Genomic DNA, 16,321 nt, shown 5'->3' with positions numbered 1-16,321 from the left:
CGCCGCCCCCCCCCCCCGCTTTTTCCCCCCCCCCGCCGGGCGGGCGGGCCCCCCCCCCCCGGGGCCCCCGGGGCCCCCCCGGGGGGGGGCGCGGGGGCGGGGCCCCGTGCTCCGGGCAAGGGGAGCGGCTCAGAGCGCGAGGCGCTGCCCGGGCACGATCACGTCGGGATCACCGCCGATGACGGCCTTGTTGGCGGCGTAGAGCCGCTGCCAGGTGGTCCCGTGCCGGTCGGCGATACCGCTCAGGGTGTCGCCCTGACGGACGGTGTAGTCGCCGCGGGCCGCACCGCGGTCCGTGTGGTTGGACGCCCGCGCCGGCGTCTTCGCCGGCTGCGACGAGGTGGACTGGTCGGACTGGTCGGACTGCTCGCCGGCCGAGCCGGTCGCGGGCGCCTCGGGAGCGCCGCCGGACGCTCCGGCGCGCACCGAGCAGGTCGGCCACGCGCCCCAGCCCTGTGCGCGCTGAACCTTGGTGGCGACGGCGATCTGCTGCTCCTTGGAGGCCTGGTCGGCGGTGGGCGCGTAGGCCGTGCCGCCGTACGCGCGCCAGGTGTCGGCGGAGAACTGGAGTCCGCCGTAGTAGCCGTTGCCGGTGTTGATGTGCCAGTTGCCGCCGCTCTCGCACTGGGCGATGCGGTCCCACACTCCGCCGTCCGCGGCCGCCGCGTTGCCTGTTCCGGCCAGCAGCCCGAGCGGGGCCAGCAGGGCCGCCCCGGCGAGGACCGCCGTCGTACGCGTCTTACGGACGTTGTTGCGAGTGGTATCGGCACATTCGGACATGTAATTCCCTCTCGACGGACCCGGGGTCCCCCAAGACGGGGCGCGTTTCCCGCGCATGGCCGCGGTCGTCGCGCTCCGCCCCGTCCGCCGACGGCTGTGCTGTGCGCCGGCCTGATGCGGCCGGCGCGGCGGCGGACGTACCCGAGCGGTGCTCGTTGCACACGGCCGAGGAATGTACGGAGCTTGAGCAGCCGACCTCAACCAACTCCTTGTCGCTCCAGGCCAGTTCGCCGTTACCCGAGGTATCGTCAATTTTCGGCCACCCATTTCATTCGCCGATTTCCTGATTTGTCGACCAGTCACTCCGTCGGCCTGTGACCCACTTCACCGCTACAAGTTCCTTGTCGCTTCCCCGACTTGACGTTGAGTGTCCGCTTCCGTGCCGGTCGTGACCGTGTGCGGTGGATGGTTCGATTCCGTTCGCCGGTCAGCGTGACTCCCGCCACAGATCCCCCGTTGTCTTCTTCATGAGCCCGGGACCACCCGGACCACGGGCCGGGAGCCACCCGGCCTCGCCACGTACCGCATCCCGAGGGAGCCACCCGTGCCGCGCATGCTCGACGTCAGCGACGAGGTACGCGCCGAGATCGGCGACGAAGAAGCCAACCGGCTGCTCGCCGGAGAGAACGCCCCCGGCAGTTACGACTGCACGTCCTGCCGCACCCCGGGGGACTCCGAGCGCGAGCGGACCAGCACCGTCCTGTTCATCGGCGACGAGACCGCCGTGCTCGCCTTCGCCCACGCCACCTGCCTGCCCTCGCAGGTCGTCCAGGTCACCGAGGAACAGCTCCGGGGCGCCGTGCGGTCCATCAGTGGCGACACGGTCGACCTGGAGCCGGAGCAGGTGGTGCCGGAGCAGGCCGTGCTCGGTGTCACCAGCGGACTGGTGCTCATCGCCGGGGAGTTGCACCCGGCCCTCGTCGTCGAACCCACCGGCCCCATCGTGCGCCCGGGCTCCATCGCCTCCGGTGACGACTTCCTGCCGCTGCTGATCGAGCAGGGCTTCATGCCGGTGACCGAGCTGAGCTCCCTGCCGCCGGTGCTGCACGGCTGGTCCGTGCTGCTCGCCATGGGGCAGCTGCACGCGGTGCTCCAGCCGAGCCCGGGCGGTCAGCCGGTGGCCTGGTGGCAGGCGCATCAGCCGCTGCAGGTGACCGAGGGGTGGCGGGCCGCCGCCAACAAGCACCAGCAGGTGCTGATGTTCGCGGCTCCGGTGGGGTCGATCGGGCGTCAGCCCCGGGAGGATCTGCTGCGGGACGCCCTGGACAAGGCCGCGGCCAACGGGAAGCTCGTCGCGAGTGTGCTGCCGCTTGCGGGGACGTGAGCGAGCGAGATCGTCGGGGGTGTAACAGTCCTGCGCCCCTTGCGGTCTCGCTCGGCCGCATCTCTTCAGAGCCGGGGTCGTTTGGACATACGTGCACGCATACGACGTTTCCCGCCGCCAGTCCTTCCAGTCGATCCGGTCCACGCGGCCGGCACAGGAACATTCGGGCGGCCCATCGGCCACGCCGATCTACGACGCGCTCTATGCCGAGTACGTCAAGTCCTTCCGCTCGCTGCCGGGTGACCGCAGCGGCGAGGACGAGTTCGGGTTCACCGCCTTCGCGAGCATCCCGCACGGTTCGGGATCGTTCGGGGGCCACCGCGCGGGATCGTTCAGCAGCTCGTACAGCGCCTACAGCGCGGGCGCGCAGAGCGCCCGGCACGGCAGTGGGCAGCTGTCGCCCTGGCAGCGGGTCGGGCAGATCGGGCAGCAGGGCACCGGGATGCACCACGTCCCGGCGGCACTGCCACCCGGCCCCCGCAAAGGGAGCTGAAGCGACGAGGGCGGCCCGACAAGGGCCGCCCTCCTGCTACGTCTTGTGCCGTGTCGCTACTTCTTCTTCGCGCCGCGCTTCTCGCGCACCCGCACCGAGATATGGATCGGCGTCCCCTCGAAGCCGAACTCCTCGCGCAGCCGGCGCTCGATGAAGCGCCGGTAGCCCGCCTCGATGAACCCGGAGGCGAAGAGCACGAACCGCGGGGGCTTGGTGCCGGCCTGGGTGCCGAACAGGATGCGCGGCTGCTTGCCGCCCCGGACCGGGTGCGGGTGGGCGGCGACCAGTTCGCCGAGGAAGGCGTTCAGCCGGCCCGTCGGGACGCGCGTCTCCCAGCCGGCCAGGGCCGTCTCGATCGCCGGGACCAGCTTCTCCATGTGCCGTCCGGTCTGCGCCGAGACGTTCACCCGGGGCGCCCACGCGACCTGGCCCATCTCGGTCTCGATCTCCCGCTCCAGGTAGTAGCGGCGCTCCTCGTCGAGGGTGTCCCACTTGTTGTACGCGACGACGAGGGCGCGGCCCGCCTCGACGGCCATGGAGATGATGCGCTGGTCCTGCACCGAGATCGACTCGGCGGCATCGATCAGGACGACGGCCACCTCGGCCTTCTCGACGGCCGCCGCGGTGCGCAGCGAGGCGTAGTAGTCGGCGCCCTGCTGGAGGTGGACGCGCTTGCGGATACCCGCCGTGTCGACGAACTTCCAGGTCTTGCCGCCGAGTTCGATCAGCTCGTCGACCGGGTCGCGGGTGGTGCCGGCGAGTTCGTTGACGACGACCCGCTCCTCGCCGGCCACCTTGTTCAGCAGCGAGGACTTGCCGACGTTCGGGCGGCCGATCAGCGCGACGCGGCGCGGTCCGCCGACGGCGGTTCCGAAGGTCTGCTGGGGCGCGTCCGGCAGCGCCTCCAGGACGGCGTCCAGCATGTCGCCGGTGCCGCGGCCGTGCAGCGCGGAGACGGGGTGCGGCTCGCCGAGGCCGAGGGACCACAGATAGGCCGCGTCGGCCTCGCCGCTCGGGCCGTCGACCTTGTTGGCGCACAGCACGACGGGCTTGCCGGCCTTGCGCAGCAGTCGTACGACCGCCTCGTCGGTGTCGGTGGCGCCCACCTTGGCGTCGACGACGAAGACGACCGCGTCGGCCGCCTCGATCGCGAACTCGGCCTGCGCGGCCACGGAGGCGTCGATACCGAAGACGTCCTGCTCCCAGCCGCCGGTGTCGACGACCTTGAAGCGGCGGCCCGCCCACTCGGCCTCGTAGGTGACGCGGTCGCGGGTGACCCCCGGCTTGTCCTCGACGACAGCCTCGCGGCGGCCGATGATGCGGTTCACCAGAGTCGACTTGCCGACATTCGGACGGCCGACGACGGCGAGTACGGGCAGCGGTCCGTGCCCGGCCGCCTCGATGGCACCCTCGACCTCCTCGAGGTCGAAGCCCTCTTCCGCGGCGAGCTCCATGAACTCCGCGTACTCGGCGTCGCCGAGCGCCCCGTGATCGTGCTCGAACGCGTCCGAGCCGTCGGGCTGGATCTGGTCGTTCATGAAGTCCGTACCTCGTCGTTCATCGTGGTGATCGGTGGAGTACCCGATTTCGGGTGATCCACTACTCAGTGTCGCTCAGCGCCCGGTAAGGCGCCTGGCGTTTTCCAGGTGCTCGGTGAGCTGCTTCTGGATGCGCTCGGTCGCCTCGTCCAGTGCCGTGCGGGTGCGCCGTCCACTGCCGTCGCCCGCCTCGAAGGGTTCGCCGAAGACGACGTCGATGCGGTGCCGCAGCGGAGGCAGCCCCTTTATCAACCGTCCCTGCCGCTCGGAACTTCCCAGCACGGCCACCGGCACGATCGGGGCGCCGCTGCGCACCGCGAAGTACGCGAGGCCGGCGCGCAGTGCGGCGAAGTCGCCCTCGCCGCGGGTGCCCTCCGGGAAGATGCCGAGGACGCCGCCGGCGGACAGCACGTCGAGGGCCCGCGTGATCGCTGCCCGGTCGGTCGTGTCGCGGTCGACCTTCAGCTGGCCGATGCGGGTCAGGAACGGGTCGAGCGGGCCGACGAACGCCTCCTTCTTGACCAGGAAGTGCGTCGGCCGGGGCGCCACGCCCATGACCATCGGGCCGTCGATGTTGTGGGAGTGGTTCACGGCGAGGATCGCCGGACCGGCCGCGGGCACCCGCCAGGCTCCGAGCACGCGCGGCTTCCACAGCCCGTACATCAGGCCGACGCCGATGCGCCGCCCGACCTCGGCGCCCTGCGCCGACGGCACCTCGCTCACTTCCCGGCCCGCTTCTCCTCGACGAGGGTGACGACGCACTCGATGACCTGCGGCAGCGTGAGGTCGGTGGTGTCCACCTCGACCGCGTCGTCCGCCTTGGCGAGCGGCGAGGTCTTGCGGCTGGAGTCGGCGGCGTCCCGCTTGATCAGGGCCTCGCGGGTGGTGTGGATGTCCACGCCCTTCAGCTCGCCGCTGCGGCGGGCGGCACGGGCCTCCGGGGAGGCGGTGAGGAAGATCTTCAGGTCGGCGTCGGGCAGCACGGTCGTACCGATGTCGCGACCCTCGACGACGATGCCGTTCTCGGCGGCGGAGGCGATGGAGCGCTGCAGCTCGGTGATCCGGGCGCGCACCTCGGGCACCGCGCTCACCGCGCTGACCTTGGAGGTGACCTCCTGGGTGCGGATCGGGCCGGCGACGTCGACGCCGTCCACCGTGATCGTCGGGCCCGCCGGGTCGGTGCCGGAGACGATGTCCGGCTTGCCTGCCACGGCGGCGATCGCGGACGGGTCGTCGATGTCGATGCCGTTGGTCACCATCCACCAGGTGATCGCCCGGTACTGGGCGCCGGTGTCCAGGTAGCTCAGGCCGAGCTGCGCCGCCACGGCCTTCGACGTGCTCGACTTGCCCGTGCCGGAGGGGCCGTCGATGGCGACAATCACGGGCTGGGCGGTCCGAACGGCGCCGTTTTCCACGGGGGGACACCTTCCTGGTGCGGTGTGGTGTGAGTGTGCGGGGCGCGATCGTGCCCCGCACAAGGTTACTGGGTTCGGGTCACTCGTCCGGCCGCACGGCACCTCCCGCCGGGGTGGGGTACCCCACCCCGGCACCTACTGCCGGATCGCCCAGCCCCGCTCGCGCAGCGCGGCACTCAGCACGGGCGCCGCCTTGGGCTCCACCATCAGCTGGACCAGACCCGCCTGCTGCCCGGTCGCGTGCTCGATGCGTACGTCCTCGATGTTGACGCCCGCCCGTCCCGCGTCCGCGAAGATGCGGGCCAGCTGGCCCGGCTGGTCGTCGATCAGCACGGCCACGACCTCGTACACCCGCGGAGCGGACCCGTGCTTGCCGGGGACGCGGACCTGGCCCGCGTTGCCGCGTCGCAGGACGTCCTCGATGCCGGCGGTGCCCTCGCGCCGCTTGGTCTCGTCGGAGGACTGCAGGGCGCGCAGCGCGCGGACCGTCTCGTCGAGGTCGGCGGAGACGTCCGCGAGGAGGTCGGCGACCGGCCCGGGGTTCGCGGAGAGGATGTCGATCCACATCCGGGGGTCGGAGGCGGCGATCCGGGTCACGTCCCGGATGCCCTGCCCGCACAGTCGTACGGCGGCCTCCTCGGCGTTCTCCAGACGCGCGGCGACCATGCTGGACACCAGGTGGGGCATGTGGGAGACAAGGGCCACCGCGCGGTCGTGGGCGTCGGCGTCCATGACGACCGGGACGGCCCGGCAGTGCGAGACCAGCTCCAGGGCGAGGTTCAGCACCTCGGTGTCGGTGTCCCGGGTCGGGGTGAGCACCCAGGGGCGGCCCTCAAAGAGATCGCCGGTCGCGGCCAGCGGACCGGACTTCTCTCGGCCGGACATGGGGTGCGTGCCGAGGTAGCAGGACAGGTCGAGGCCGAGTGCCTCCAGCTCGCGGCGGGGGCCGCCCTTGACACTGGCCACGTCGAGGTAGCCGCGGGCGACCCCGCGCCGCATGGCGTCCGCGAGCACCTTGGCGACATGGGCGGGCGGGGCGGCGACGATCGCGACGTCGACGGGACCGTCGGGCGCCTCGTCCGTGCCGGCGCCGAGCGCGGCCGCCGTCCGGGCCTGCTCGGGGTCGTGGTCGGCGAGGTGCACGATGACGCCGCGCTGCACCAGGGCCAGGGCTGCGGAGGTGCCGATGAGCCCGGTGCCGATGACGAGTGCGGTCCTCACTGCGCGATGTCCTTGCGCAGGGCGGCCGCGGCGCCGAGGTAGACGTGGTTGATCTCGACGCGGGACCGGTCGGACTCGATGTGCGCGAGGATGCGGACGACCCGCGGCATGGCGCCCGCGATGTCCAGTTCCTGGGCGCAGATCAGCGGGACGTCGACAATGCCGAGCTTGCGCGCCGCGGCTGCCGGGAAGTCGCTGTGCAGGTCGGGTGTGGCCGTGAACCAGATGCTGATCAGGTCGTCCACGCTCAGCCCGTTGCGCTCCAGGACGGCGGTGAGCAGGGCTCCGACCTGCTCGTCCATATGGCCGGCCTCGTCCCGCTCGAGTTGGACGGCGCCCCGGACCGCTCGTACCGCCACGGCGATGCTCCTTGCTGGTGTGTATCGGCTCTGCGTCCGTCCAGCGTAGTCAGCCCGTCGCCGACAGGTACGCGACGCCCGCCCGCTGAGACGGCGGGCGCCGCACGCCGTTCGGACAGCACACCTAGAGGTCGACTTCCTTCATCAGCATCCCGACCTCGGTGTTCGACAGCCGTCGCAGCCAGCCCGACTTCTGGTCGCCCAGCGTGATCGGGCCGAAGGCCGTGCGCACCAGCTTGTCGACCGGGAAACCGGCCTCCGCGAGCATGCGGCGGACGATGTGCTTGCGGCCCTCGTGGAGGGTGACCTCGACGAGGTAGTTCTTGCCGGTCTGTTCGACGACCCGGAAGTGGTCGGCGCGCGCGTACCCGTCGTCCAGCTGGATGCCGTCCTTCAGGCGCTTGCCCAGGTCACGGGGGATCGGGCCGACGATGTGCGCGAGGTAGGTCTTCTTCACGCCGTACTTGGGGTGCGTGAGGCGATGGGCCAGCTCACCGTGGTTGGTCAGCAGGATGACGCCCTCGGTCTCGGTGTCGAGCCGGCCGACGTGGAAGAGCCGCGTCTCACGGTTGGTGACGTAGTCGCCGAGGCACTGGCGGCCCTCGGGGTCCTCCATCGTCGACACGACACCGGCGGGCTTGTTGAGCGAGAAGAACTGGTACGACTGCGTCGCCACGGTCAGGCCGTCGACCTTGACCTCGTCCTTCTCCGGGTCGACCCGCTTGCCCTGCTCCAGGACGATCTCGCCGTTGACCTCGACCCGCGCCTGCTCGATCAGCTCCTCGCAGGCACGCCGCGAGCCGTACCCCGCGCGCGCGAGCACCTTCTGCAGCCGCTCGCCCTCCTGCTCGGCGCCCGGGAAGGTCTTGGGCAGCTTGATGTCCTTCTTGCCCGCGTACCGCTCCCGGTTGCGCTCCTCGGTCCGCGTCTCGTACTCCCGCGAGCGCGCCGGTGCCGTACGCCCGCCCTGCTGGGGCTTCTTGGGTCCGCCCTTGGCGCCGCCGCGGGCCGCGCCGCCGCGCCCCGCCTTCGGGCCGTCCTTGGTGGCGCCCGGGCCCACGTCGTAGCGGCGCTCCTCGGGGCGGGGCTTGCGGGGGCGGCCCTGCCCCTGCTTCTGGTCCCTGTTGTTGCCGGCACCGCGATAGTTACCGCGCCCGCCGGTCCCGCCACTCTTGCCGCTGCCGCTGCTTCGCATCAAAGTTCCGTCGTCTTGTCGTCTGCGTCCTCGGAATCCGGAGCGTCCGGATCGAACGACGGCACGCCTTCCTGCGTCTCGGCCTCGATCGCCTCCGCCTCCGGGAGGAAGGGCGCGAGCTCCGGGAGCTCGTCCAGGCCGCGCAGGCCCATCCGCTCCAGGAAGTAGTTCGTCGTCGTGTACAGGATCGCACCTGTTTCGGGTTCCGTGCCCGCCTCCTCTATCAGACCCCGCTGGAGGAGGGTGCGCATCACACCGTCGCAGTTGACTCCGCGTACGGCTGACACGCGGCTACGGCTGACCGGCTGGCGGTAGGCGACCACCGCCAGCGTCTCCAACGCGGCCTGGGTGAGCCGGGCCTGCTGGCCGTCCAGGACGAAGCCCTCGACGGCCGCCGCGTACTCGGGCCGGCTGTAGAAGCGCCAGCCGCCCGCGATGAGCCGCAGCTCGAAGCCGCGCCCCTGCACGGTGTACTCGTCGGCCAGCTCACGCAGCGCGTCGCCGATCTGCCGCCGGGGTCGCTGGAGGATCTTCGCGAGATGCTCCTCGGTCGCGGGCTCGTCCACGACCATGAGGACGGCCTCCAGGGCGGGCTTCAGTTCGAGGTCGGCGACGCCCCGCAGCCCCGTCGGAAGCCCGGTGGTGTCCTCGCTCACGCCTTCTCCTCCTGCTCCTTCGGCTGCTCGGGCGGCCGGTCGAACTCGTCGGTCACCATGGGCTCCGCGTCCCCCTCCCCGCCGGTCCAGCGCACCAGCAGCTCGCCGAGCGCGGTCTCCTGCTCCAGCGCCACGGCCTTCTCCCGGTACAGCTCCAGCAGCGCCAGGAAGCGCGCCACCACGGTCAGTGTGTCGTCCGTGTCCTCGACCAGCGCGCGGAAGCTGGCCTCGCCCAGCTCCTTCAGCCGCGCGACCACGATCCCGGCCTGTTCCTGCACGCTCACCAGCGGCGCGTGGATGTGATCGACGTACACCTGCGGCTTGGGCTTCGGCTGCATCGCCTTGACCGCGAGCTTCGCGAACCCCTCCGCACCGATGCTGATGACGACCTCGGGCAGCAGCTCCGCGTGGTGGGGTTCGAGTCCGACGGTACGGGGATAGCGCCGGGCCTCCTCGTCGAGGCGGTTGCTGAAGATGTCGGCGATCTGTTTGTACGCGCGGTACTGGAGCAGCCGCGCGAACAGCAGGTCCCGGGCTTCGAGGAGGGCCAGGTCGGCCTCGTCCTCCACCTCGGCGGCCGGCAGCAGCCGGGCCGCCTTGAGGTCGAGCAGGGTGGCCGCGACGACGAGGAACTCGGTCGTCTCGTCCAGGTCCCAGTCCGGCCCCATCGCCCTGATGTGCGCCATGAACTCGTCGGTCACCTTGGACAGGGCGACCTCGGTGACGTCGAGCTTGTGCTTGGAGATCAGCTGGAGCAGCAGGTCGAAGGGGCCCTCGAAGTTGGAGAGCCGCACCTTGAAGACCCCGGAATCGCCCTCTTCGGACGCCGCGGGAGCCGCTTCGGACTCCGTCGCATTGGGTTCAGACTCAGGTTCCGGTGCGACGACCTCAGGTTCCGGCTCCGCAGGAGCGACCGGCTCGGGCGGCGCCTCCACAGGAACCGGAGCCTCGACAGGCGCCGCCGGAGCGCCCGGCCCCCTCCCCAGAGCACGCCGACGACCGGCTGCACCGCCGGAGGCCGAGGCGTCGTTCGAGGTCATAGCCCCCGCAGGCTACCGTTACCGCCCACGGAGCCGTCGTACGAGGATGCTGGCGTCCCCTCTGGTCTCCAGATCCGCGAGCACGACGGCGACCGCCTCCCGCACGATCCGTCCCCGGTCGACGGCCAGCCCGTGCTCTCCCCGGAGCACGAGTCGCGCGTGCTCCAGATCCATGAGCTCCTCGGCGGACACGTACACCGTGATCTTCTCGTCGTGCCGCTCACGCCCGCTGGGCCGCCGTGCGGCCGCCCGTCCACGCTTGCGGGGCGTCGCCGCGGCAGAACCCTCCTGCGCCGCCTGACGCCGGGAGGAGCGTTCCGAGGCCGCTGCCCGGCTGCGGGACTCCCCCGCGTCGGCCGGCTCCGCGTCGGCCGCGACATGCTCGGCCCCGTCGCCGTCACCGCCCTGCGCGGGCACCGACTGCGGCGCGTCCTCCACCGTGGCGGCCGCGTCGCCCTCCCCCGCGGGCGGCGGCACCCTGGCCTCGCCGTTGGCCTGGCGCCGGGGAGTGGATGCCTGGAGCGCCATTCCCCCTGTCGTACGGAACAGTTCGTCGGCCCCCGGCAGACTCACTCGGCGTGACACCGGGCGAGCACCTCCCTGGCGAGCTGGCGGTAGGCGGCGGCACCGACGGAGTTGGAGGCGTACGTGGTGATCGGCTCACCGGCGACCGTGGTCTCCGGGAAGCGGACCGTGCGCCCGATGACCGTGTGGTAGACGTGGTCGTCGAACGCCTCGACGACCCGCGCGAGCACCTCGCGGCTGTGCACCGTGCGCGAGTCGTACATCGTGGCGAGGATCCCGTCGAGCTCCAGCTCCGGGTTGAGCCGCTCCTGGACCTTCTCGATGGTCTCGGTGAGCAGCGCGACACCGCGCAGCGCGAAGAACTCGCACTCGAGGGGCACGATCACCTTGTGAGCGGCCGTCAGGGCGTTCACGGTGAGCAGGCCGAGCGAGGGCTGACAGTCGATGACGATGTAGTCGTAGTCGGGCAGCAGCGGCTTCAGGGCGCGCTGCAGCGTCGATTCGCGGGCCACCTCGGAGACCAGCTGCACCTCGGCCGCCGACAGGTCGATGTTGCTGGGCAGCAGGTCCATGTTGGGGACCGCCGTCTTCAGCAGCACCTCGTCGGCCGCCATCCCCCGCTCCATGAGCAGGTTGTAGACGGTGAGGTCGAGTTCCATCGGATTCACGCCGAGGCCGACCGACAGCGCGCCCTGTGGGTCGAAGTCGACGAGCAGCACCCGGCGCCCGTACTCCGCGAGCGCGGCACCCAGGTTGATGGTCGACGTCGTCTTGCCGACGCCGCCCTTCTGGTTGCACATCGCGATGATCTTCGCGGGACCGTGGTCGGTCAGCGGGCCCGGGATCGGGAAGTACGGCAGCGGGCGACCGGTCGGGCCGATGCGCTCACGGCGCTGGCGGGCAGCGTCGGGCGCGAGCGTGGCCGCGTACTCGGGGTCGGGCTCGTACTCGGCGTCGGGGTCGTAGAAGTGCCCTTCGGGCAGTTCGTCGTAGTCGGCGAAGTGGTTGTGGGGCGCGCCACTTCCGTCGCCGGCCATGGCGTTCACGTGATGGCCATCCATGCTCTGGTGTGCTGGGCGAGTCACTCCTGAGGTCTGGTGACTCTGGTGGGCTGCGAAGGTGCGCACCGCGACGGAGCCGACAGCCTCGAACCCCGCGGGAGCCTGGCCCCGCGCAGGGCTTCCTGGTTGACCACCCCCGGGAGAAAATGTCGACTCATTCACAAGTCGTCTTACCTCCTTGGTGACCAGGAAACTTCTAGACAGGTCAGCGTGGCACCATGCCGACGGTTGGCGACTCTATGGCGTGTCGGCGGTTCGCAGCAACACAATCCGCCGGACCCGGCCGGATGTGTCGGCAATGAAACATCCCTCTGTCAAGGGCGTACGGCCGTCGCACGGTAGGTTTCACCGGTGTGCGAATCGGTTCAAGGGTTACGTTCGAGGCGAGTTGACCGAGAGTCGCAAAGTGACCATACACACACCCGGCCGGACCTTGTCGGGCAAGGTCCGGCCGGGTGGGCGAGGTTGACTGGCTGTGTTGACGTATCGCCTTTACGAAAAGGTGACTTAGGGCCTACGCCCTGGTCCGAGCCGTGCCGCCGGCTCAGCCGAGCAGGGACTCCAGCTCCACGTGCTCCAGGCCGTGCGCCTCGGCGACCTCGCGGTAAGCGACCTTGCCGTCATGGGTGTTGAGGCCCTTGGCGAGCGCGGGGTCGCGGCGCAGCGCCTCGACCCAGCCGCGGTTGGCCAGCTCGACGATGTACGGCAGCGTGGCGTTGGTCAGCGCGTAGGTGGACGTGTTGGGCACGGCGCCGGGCATGTTGGCGACGCAGTAGAAGACCGACTCGTGGACCTTGAAGGTCGGCTCGGCGTGCGTGGTGGGGCGGGAGTCCTCGAAGCAGCCGCCCTGGTCGATCGCGATGTCGACAAGGACACTTCCCGCCTTCATCCGGGAGACCAGCTCGTTGGTGACCAGCTTCGGGGCCTTGGCGCCCGGGATGAGGACGGCGCCGATCACGAGGTCGGCCTCGAGGCAGGCCTTCTCGAGCTCGAAGGCGTTGGAGACGACGGTCTGGATCTTCGTGCCGAAGACCTTGTCCGCCTCCTTGAGCTTGTTGATGTCCCGGTCGAGCAGGGTCACGTGGAAGCCCATGCCGATGGCGATCTGCGCGGCGTTCCAGCCGGAGACGCCACCGCCGATGACGACGGCCTTCCCCGCCGGCACACCCGGGACGCCGCCGGGCAGCACACCGCGGCCGCCGCCCGCGCGCATCAGGTGGTAGGCGCCGACCTGCGGGGCGAGCCGGCCCGCGACCTCGGACATCGGGGCGAGCAGCGGCAGCGCGCGGCTCGGCAGCTCGACGGTCTCGTAGGCGATCGCCGTCGTGCCGGACTCCAGCAGGGCGTCGGTGCACTCCTTGGAGGCGGCCAGGTGCAGGTAGGTGAAGAGCGTCTGGTCCTTGCGGAGGCGGTGGTACTCCTCGGCGATGGGCTCCTTGACCTTCAGCAGCAGGTCGGCGGTGGCCCACACCTCGTCGGCGGTGTCGAGGATCTGCGCGCCGGCGGCCAGGTACTCGGCGTCCGGGATCGAGGAGCCGACGCCGGCGCCGCGCTCGATGACGACCTGGTGGCCGTTGCGCACCAGCTCGTGCACGCCGGCGGGGGTGATGGCCACCCGGAACTCGTTGTTCTTGACCTCGCGGGGGATGCCGACCTTCACGTCGATCACGGTCCTTGACTCAGAGGGTGTAGTACGCGACATACCCGGATGTTCAGGGCACACCGGGAGACACCGCAGGAGAACGTGCGGCAGAGCCAGTCTAATGAAGGCGTTCCCGCTGTCTAGCCTTTCATTGCATCAATCTTCAGCGGATGTACTACGGATTTCGCAGGCATTAGCGTCTTGTTCCATGGCTGGATCTCGCGTATCGCCCTCCTGCATCTCTTCCCCCAGCATGCGCTCCGCCGCCTTGCGGTGCAGCAGAGCGGCCGTGGAGTCACCGAGGTGGTCCAGGGTGTCGGCGAGCCGCAGGTGCAGCGCGGCCTGCAGTCGTACGTCCTCCGCGCGGCGCGCCCACTCGATGGCCTCCTGGCAGGTGCGCAGCGACTCCTCGGGCCGCCCCGCGTACTCCTGGACCCGCGCCAGTTCGCTCAACGCCCGCGCGTGGGCGGCCACATCGCCCAGCTTGCGGTACCCGGCCATCGCGGCACGCCAGTGCCGCTGCGCCTCGCCGTAGCGGCCCGCGTAGGTGTGTGCGGTGGCGATACGGCCGTACAGCCGGGCGGCCTCCGCGCGCTCGTCGCGGGCCAGGCGCTCGGCGAGGGCCCGGCCGAACCAGTCGGCGGCCCGGTCGTGATCGCCGAGCTCCTGGTGTGCGCCGCCTACGGATTCCATCGCGCGTCCGGTCGCATACGGGTCGTTCGCCCGGCGGCCGGCGTCCAGGGCGGCCCGGTAGCGGGTCAGCGCGTCGGCCGTGCGGCCGGTCTGGGCGTCCAGGTCGCCGAGGTTCAGCAGCGCGGCGGCCTGCTCGCGGGGCAGGTCCTGGCGCTCGGCCACATCGAGGACGAGGCCGTGGATGCCGTACAGGTCGGGCGCCGCCGCCTGCATGCCGAAGTGGGCCACCATCGCCCGCACCAGCTGGGACATCAAACGCCTGGCCAGCGTGTCCAGCTCCCCGTCGGCGACCGCCAGCCGGGCCGCGGCGAGCAGGGCCGGCTTGCGGATGCGCAACCAGTCGGCGGCCGCGCGGGGGCTGGGGAAGCGCAGGGAGCGCGGCATGCCGAGCAGCTTCTCGCGCGCCTGCGGGCTGTCGGTCTCGGTGATGGCCCGGCACGACTGCAGCAGCCGGACCGTCCGCTCCAGCATCCGGGCGCGGGCCAGCTGGAGCTCGGCGGGGCGGTCCTGAGCCTCGATGCGATCGCGCAGCAAGGGGTGCAGACAGCCCGGCACCTCGTACTGCGGCAGCGGCGAGTCCACCGGCCGCAGCAGACCGACGGCGACGAGGTCGTCCAGGGTGCTGCGGGCGCCGCTGACCGAACAGCCGGCGAGCGCGGAGGCGGTGTGCGGGTCGACGTACCCGGTCGGGGCCAGGGTGAGCAGTCGCAGTATCCGGGCGGCGGGGCCCGGCAGGGACGCGTACACGAGCCGGAAGACCCGGCCGAGCGGGGCCCCCTCGTCGCCCTCGGCACGCAGCTGCTTGGCGAGGTCGGCGACGGCCGCCTTGGGGCGGGCTGCGAGCCAGCCCCCGGCCAGCGTCAGCGCGGTCGGCTGGGCCTGGCACTCCTCGACGAGCCCTTCGGCCGCCCGCGGGTCGACGGTGATCCGGACGGAGCCGGTGAGCCGGGACAGCAGCTCGACGGCGGACTTGGTGTCGAGGCCGCCGAGGGTGCAGGGGCGGACGTCCGAGATCCCGGTCAGCGGGCCCTGGGAGACGGCGACGACCAGGCAGTCCGGGGTGTCCGGCAGCAGGGCGTCGACCTGCCCGGCGTCGGCCGCGTCGTCCAGCAGGAGCAGGGCCCGGCGGTCGGTCAGGGCCTCGCGGAGCGCCGCCGCGAGGTCGTCCTCGGCGGCGCCGGGCGGGGTCGGCAGGTCCAGGGCGGACAGCAGTTCGCGGGCAGTGCGCTCGGTGGGGACGGGGGTGCCGTCGGGTTCGCTGAGCCGGGCCCGCAGTACCCCGTCGGGGTAACGCTCCGCGACCTGACGTACCAGCTCCTCGGCCAGCGCCGTACGACCGGAGCCGGGTCTGCCCGCGATGAGGAGCACCCGCGCGCGTGGTGCCTTCCGGCCGGAGAGGGTGTCCAGTCCCGCACGCTCGATGTCGGCGCGCAGCTCCTTCAACTCCCGTGTGCGGCCCAGGAACTGGCTCTCCGCCGACGTGCGCCCCGACACCTGCACGCCGTCCGTGTCCACCGCCTGATCCGTCACGGGCCACACTCCCGTCCCACCGCACCGCACACATCCCGCCGGGACTCCGGTTCGGGCGCTTACAGAGCCTAGTTCACGCTCTGCGACGGACCGTGTGGAGCACGGCGGGGACGTCCCCCGATCGGATCAGGCGATCGTCACACCGGGGGACACCGCAGGCGCCCTGTGCGCGTTCAGGACTCGAAGGGACGCGCGGGCCACGGCGCCTGCGCCGGGCGCAGCGCGTCGAGGCCGTCGCCCTGCCGGGCGGCGACGAGCGAGAAGACGCCCACGACGAGGCAGGTGTTGTGCAGCTCGCCGGCCAGCACGCCACGGACGAGCTCCTCGACCGGCACACGCGCGAGCTCCATGTCGGCCTCCTCGTCCTCGACCTCGAAGCGCTCGCCGTCGGCGTCGGACAGGCCCCGGGCCAGGAAGATCCGCACGGCCTCGTCGCAGCCGCCGGGCGTGGTGTAGACGTCGGTCAGCACCCGCCAGTCCTCGGCCTTGACGTGCGCTTCCTCGTAGAGCTCGCGCTGGGCGGCGTGCAGCGGGTTCTCGCCCGGGACGTCGAGCAGCCCGGCCGGGATCTCCCAGAGCTTGTGGCGCACGGGGTGGCGGTACTGGCGCAGGACGAGCACGCGGTCGGCCTCGTCGAGGGCGAGGACCGCCACCGAGCCCGGGTGCACCTGGTAGTCGCGGCGTACGACGGTGCCGTCGGGCATGACCACGTCGTCGATGCGGACGGAGGTCTTGTTGCCCACGAAGGGGGTGTCCGTAGCCCGGATCTCCCACTCCTCCGGGATGTCCTTGATCGTCATGCCCTGTCCTTCCACGTGCAAAGAATCCCCGTACCAGAGAATCCCCGTA

General features: G+C 71.4%; 16 protein-coding genes. 2 read left to right on the top strand and 14 right to left on the bottom strand.

Features of this window, described 5'->3' with window-relative positions:
• Window positions 1–129 precede the first annotated feature (129 nt).
• A complete protein-coding gene (locus ACFVJQ_RS05295; RefSeq protein ID WP_385781082.1) occupies window positions 130–780 on the bottom strand; it encodes a transglycosylase family protein in 651 nt (216 codons plus the stop codon).
• Window positions 781–1,324: 544 nt separating this feature from the next.
• Here ACFVJQ_RS05295 and ACFVJQ_RS05290 point away from each other — a divergent pair.
• On the top strand, window positions 1,325–2,104 hold the full coding sequence (locus tag ACFVJQ_RS05290; protein ID WP_385516796.1) for a hypothetical protein: 780 nt from the start codon (window positions 1,325–1,327) through the stop codon (window positions 2,102–2,104).
• 91 nt (window positions 2,105–2,195) lie between these two features.
• Window positions 2,196–2,597: a hypothetical protein gene (locus ACFVJQ_RS05285; protein WP_385516795.1), complete on the top strand. Its 402-nt coding sequence runs from the start codon at window positions 2,196–2,198 to the stop codon at window positions 2,595–2,597.
• Window positions 2,598–2,653: 56 nt separating this feature from the next.
• Here the strand turns inward: ACFVJQ_RS05285 and der are convergent, their stop codons facing one another.
• The 13 genes from der to ACFVJQ_RS05220 all read right to left on the bottom strand — a co-directional run bounded on the left by der (window position 2,654) and on the right by ACFVJQ_RS05220 (window position 16,272).
• Window positions 2,654–4,135, bottom strand: coding sequence for a ribosome biogenesis GTPase Der (gene der / locus ACFVJQ_RS05280; RefSeq protein WP_385516794.1), 1,482 nt, complete (start codon window positions 4,133–4,135; stop codon window positions 2,654–2,656).
• A 75-nt stretch (window positions 4,136–4,210) separates the two neighbouring features.
• Window positions 4,211–4,897 carry a lysophospholipid acyltransferase family protein gene (locus tag ACFVJQ_RS05275; RefSeq protein ID WP_385516793.1) on the bottom strand — a complete coding sequence of 229 codons (687 nt, stop codon included), beginning with the start codon at window positions 4,895–4,897 and terminating at the stop codon, window positions 4,211–4,213.
• Window positions 4,855–5,550, bottom strand: coding sequence for a (d)CMP kinase (cmk, locus tag ACFVJQ_RS05270; RefSeq protein WP_385516792.1), 696 nt, complete (start codon window positions 5,548–5,550; stop codon window positions 4,855–4,857). Before cmk ends, ACFVJQ_RS05275 begins: the two co-directional genes overlap by 43 nt.
• 135 nt (window positions 5,551–5,685) lie before the next feature.
• Window positions 5,686–6,771 carry a prephenate dehydrogenase gene (locus ACFVJQ_RS05265; RefSeq protein ID WP_385781076.1) on the bottom strand — a complete coding sequence of 362 codons (1,086 nt, stop codon included), beginning with the start codon at window positions 6,769–6,771 and terminating at the stop codon, window positions 5,686–5,688.
• Window positions 6,768–7,130: a chorismate mutase gene (aroH, locus tag ACFVJQ_RS05260; RefSeq protein WP_385781073.1), complete on the bottom strand. Its 363-nt coding sequence runs from the start codon at window positions 7,128–7,130 to the stop codon at window positions 6,768–6,770. Before aroH ends, ACFVJQ_RS05265 begins: the two co-directional genes overlap by 4 nt.
• A 124-nt stretch (window positions 7,131–7,254) precedes the next feature.
• The gene (locus tag ACFVJQ_RS05255) at window positions 7,255–8,325 is read right to left on the bottom strand and encodes a pseudouridine synthase (RefSeq protein WP_224738955.1); all 1,071 of its coding nucleotides are present in this window, start codon (window positions 8,323–8,325) and stop codon (window positions 7,255–7,257) included.
• Window positions 8,325–8,981, bottom strand: a complete 657-nt coding sequence (scpB, locus tag ACFVJQ_RS05250; protein WP_385516787.1) for an SMC-Scp complex subunit ScpB — start codon at window positions 8,979–8,981, stop codon at window positions 8,325–8,327. Before scpB ends, ACFVJQ_RS05255 begins: the two co-directional genes overlap by 1 nt.
• A complete protein-coding gene (locus ACFVJQ_RS05245) occupies window positions 8,978–10,021 on the bottom strand; it encodes a segregation and condensation protein A (RefSeq protein WP_385781070.1) in 1,044 nt (347 codons plus the stop codon). Before ACFVJQ_RS05245 ends, scpB begins: the two co-directional genes overlap by 4 nt.
• 18 nt (window positions 10,022–10,039) lie before the next feature.
• On the bottom strand, window positions 10,040–10,606 hold the full coding sequence (locus ACFVJQ_RS05240; protein ID WP_385781067.1) for a hypothetical protein: 567 nt from the start codon (window positions 10,604–10,606) through the stop codon (window positions 10,040–10,042).
• Complete coding sequence (locus ACFVJQ_RS05235) at window positions 10,591–11,769, bottom strand: ParA family protein (RefSeq protein ID WP_224738959.1); 1,179 nt, start codon at window positions 11,767–11,769, stop codon at window positions 10,591–10,593. Before ACFVJQ_RS05235 ends, ACFVJQ_RS05240 begins: the two co-directional genes overlap by 16 nt.
• 382 nt (window positions 11,770–12,151) lie before the next feature.
• Complete coding sequence (gene ald / locus ACFVJQ_RS05230) at window positions 12,152–13,276, bottom strand: alanine dehydrogenase (RefSeq protein ID WP_385262093.1); 1,125 nt, start codon at window positions 13,274–13,276, stop codon at window positions 12,152–12,154.
• A 129-nt stretch (window positions 13,277–13,405) separates the two neighbouring features.
• Window positions 13,406–15,472 (bottom strand): tetratricopeptide repeat protein, encoded by a 2,067-nt coding sequence (locus ACFVJQ_RS05225; RefSeq protein ID WP_385516784.1) that lies wholly within the window; start codon window positions 15,470–15,472, stop codon window positions 13,406–13,408.
• Between the two features lie 173 nt (window positions 15,473–15,645).
• Window positions 15,646–16,272: an NUDIX domain-containing protein gene (locus ACFVJQ_RS05220; protein WP_385516782.1), complete on the bottom strand. Its 627-nt coding sequence runs from the start codon at window positions 16,270–16,272 to the stop codon at window positions 15,646–15,648.
• Window positions 16,273–16,321 lie beyond the last annotated feature (49 nt).

This window comes from Streptomyces sp. NPDC127197 (assembly GCF_042672405.1).
GTDB lineage: Bacteria > Actinomycetota > Actinomycetes > Streptomycetales > Streptomycetaceae > Streptomyces > Streptomyces flavusporus.
This window is presented reverse-complemented; position numbering and strand designations above follow the sequence as displayed.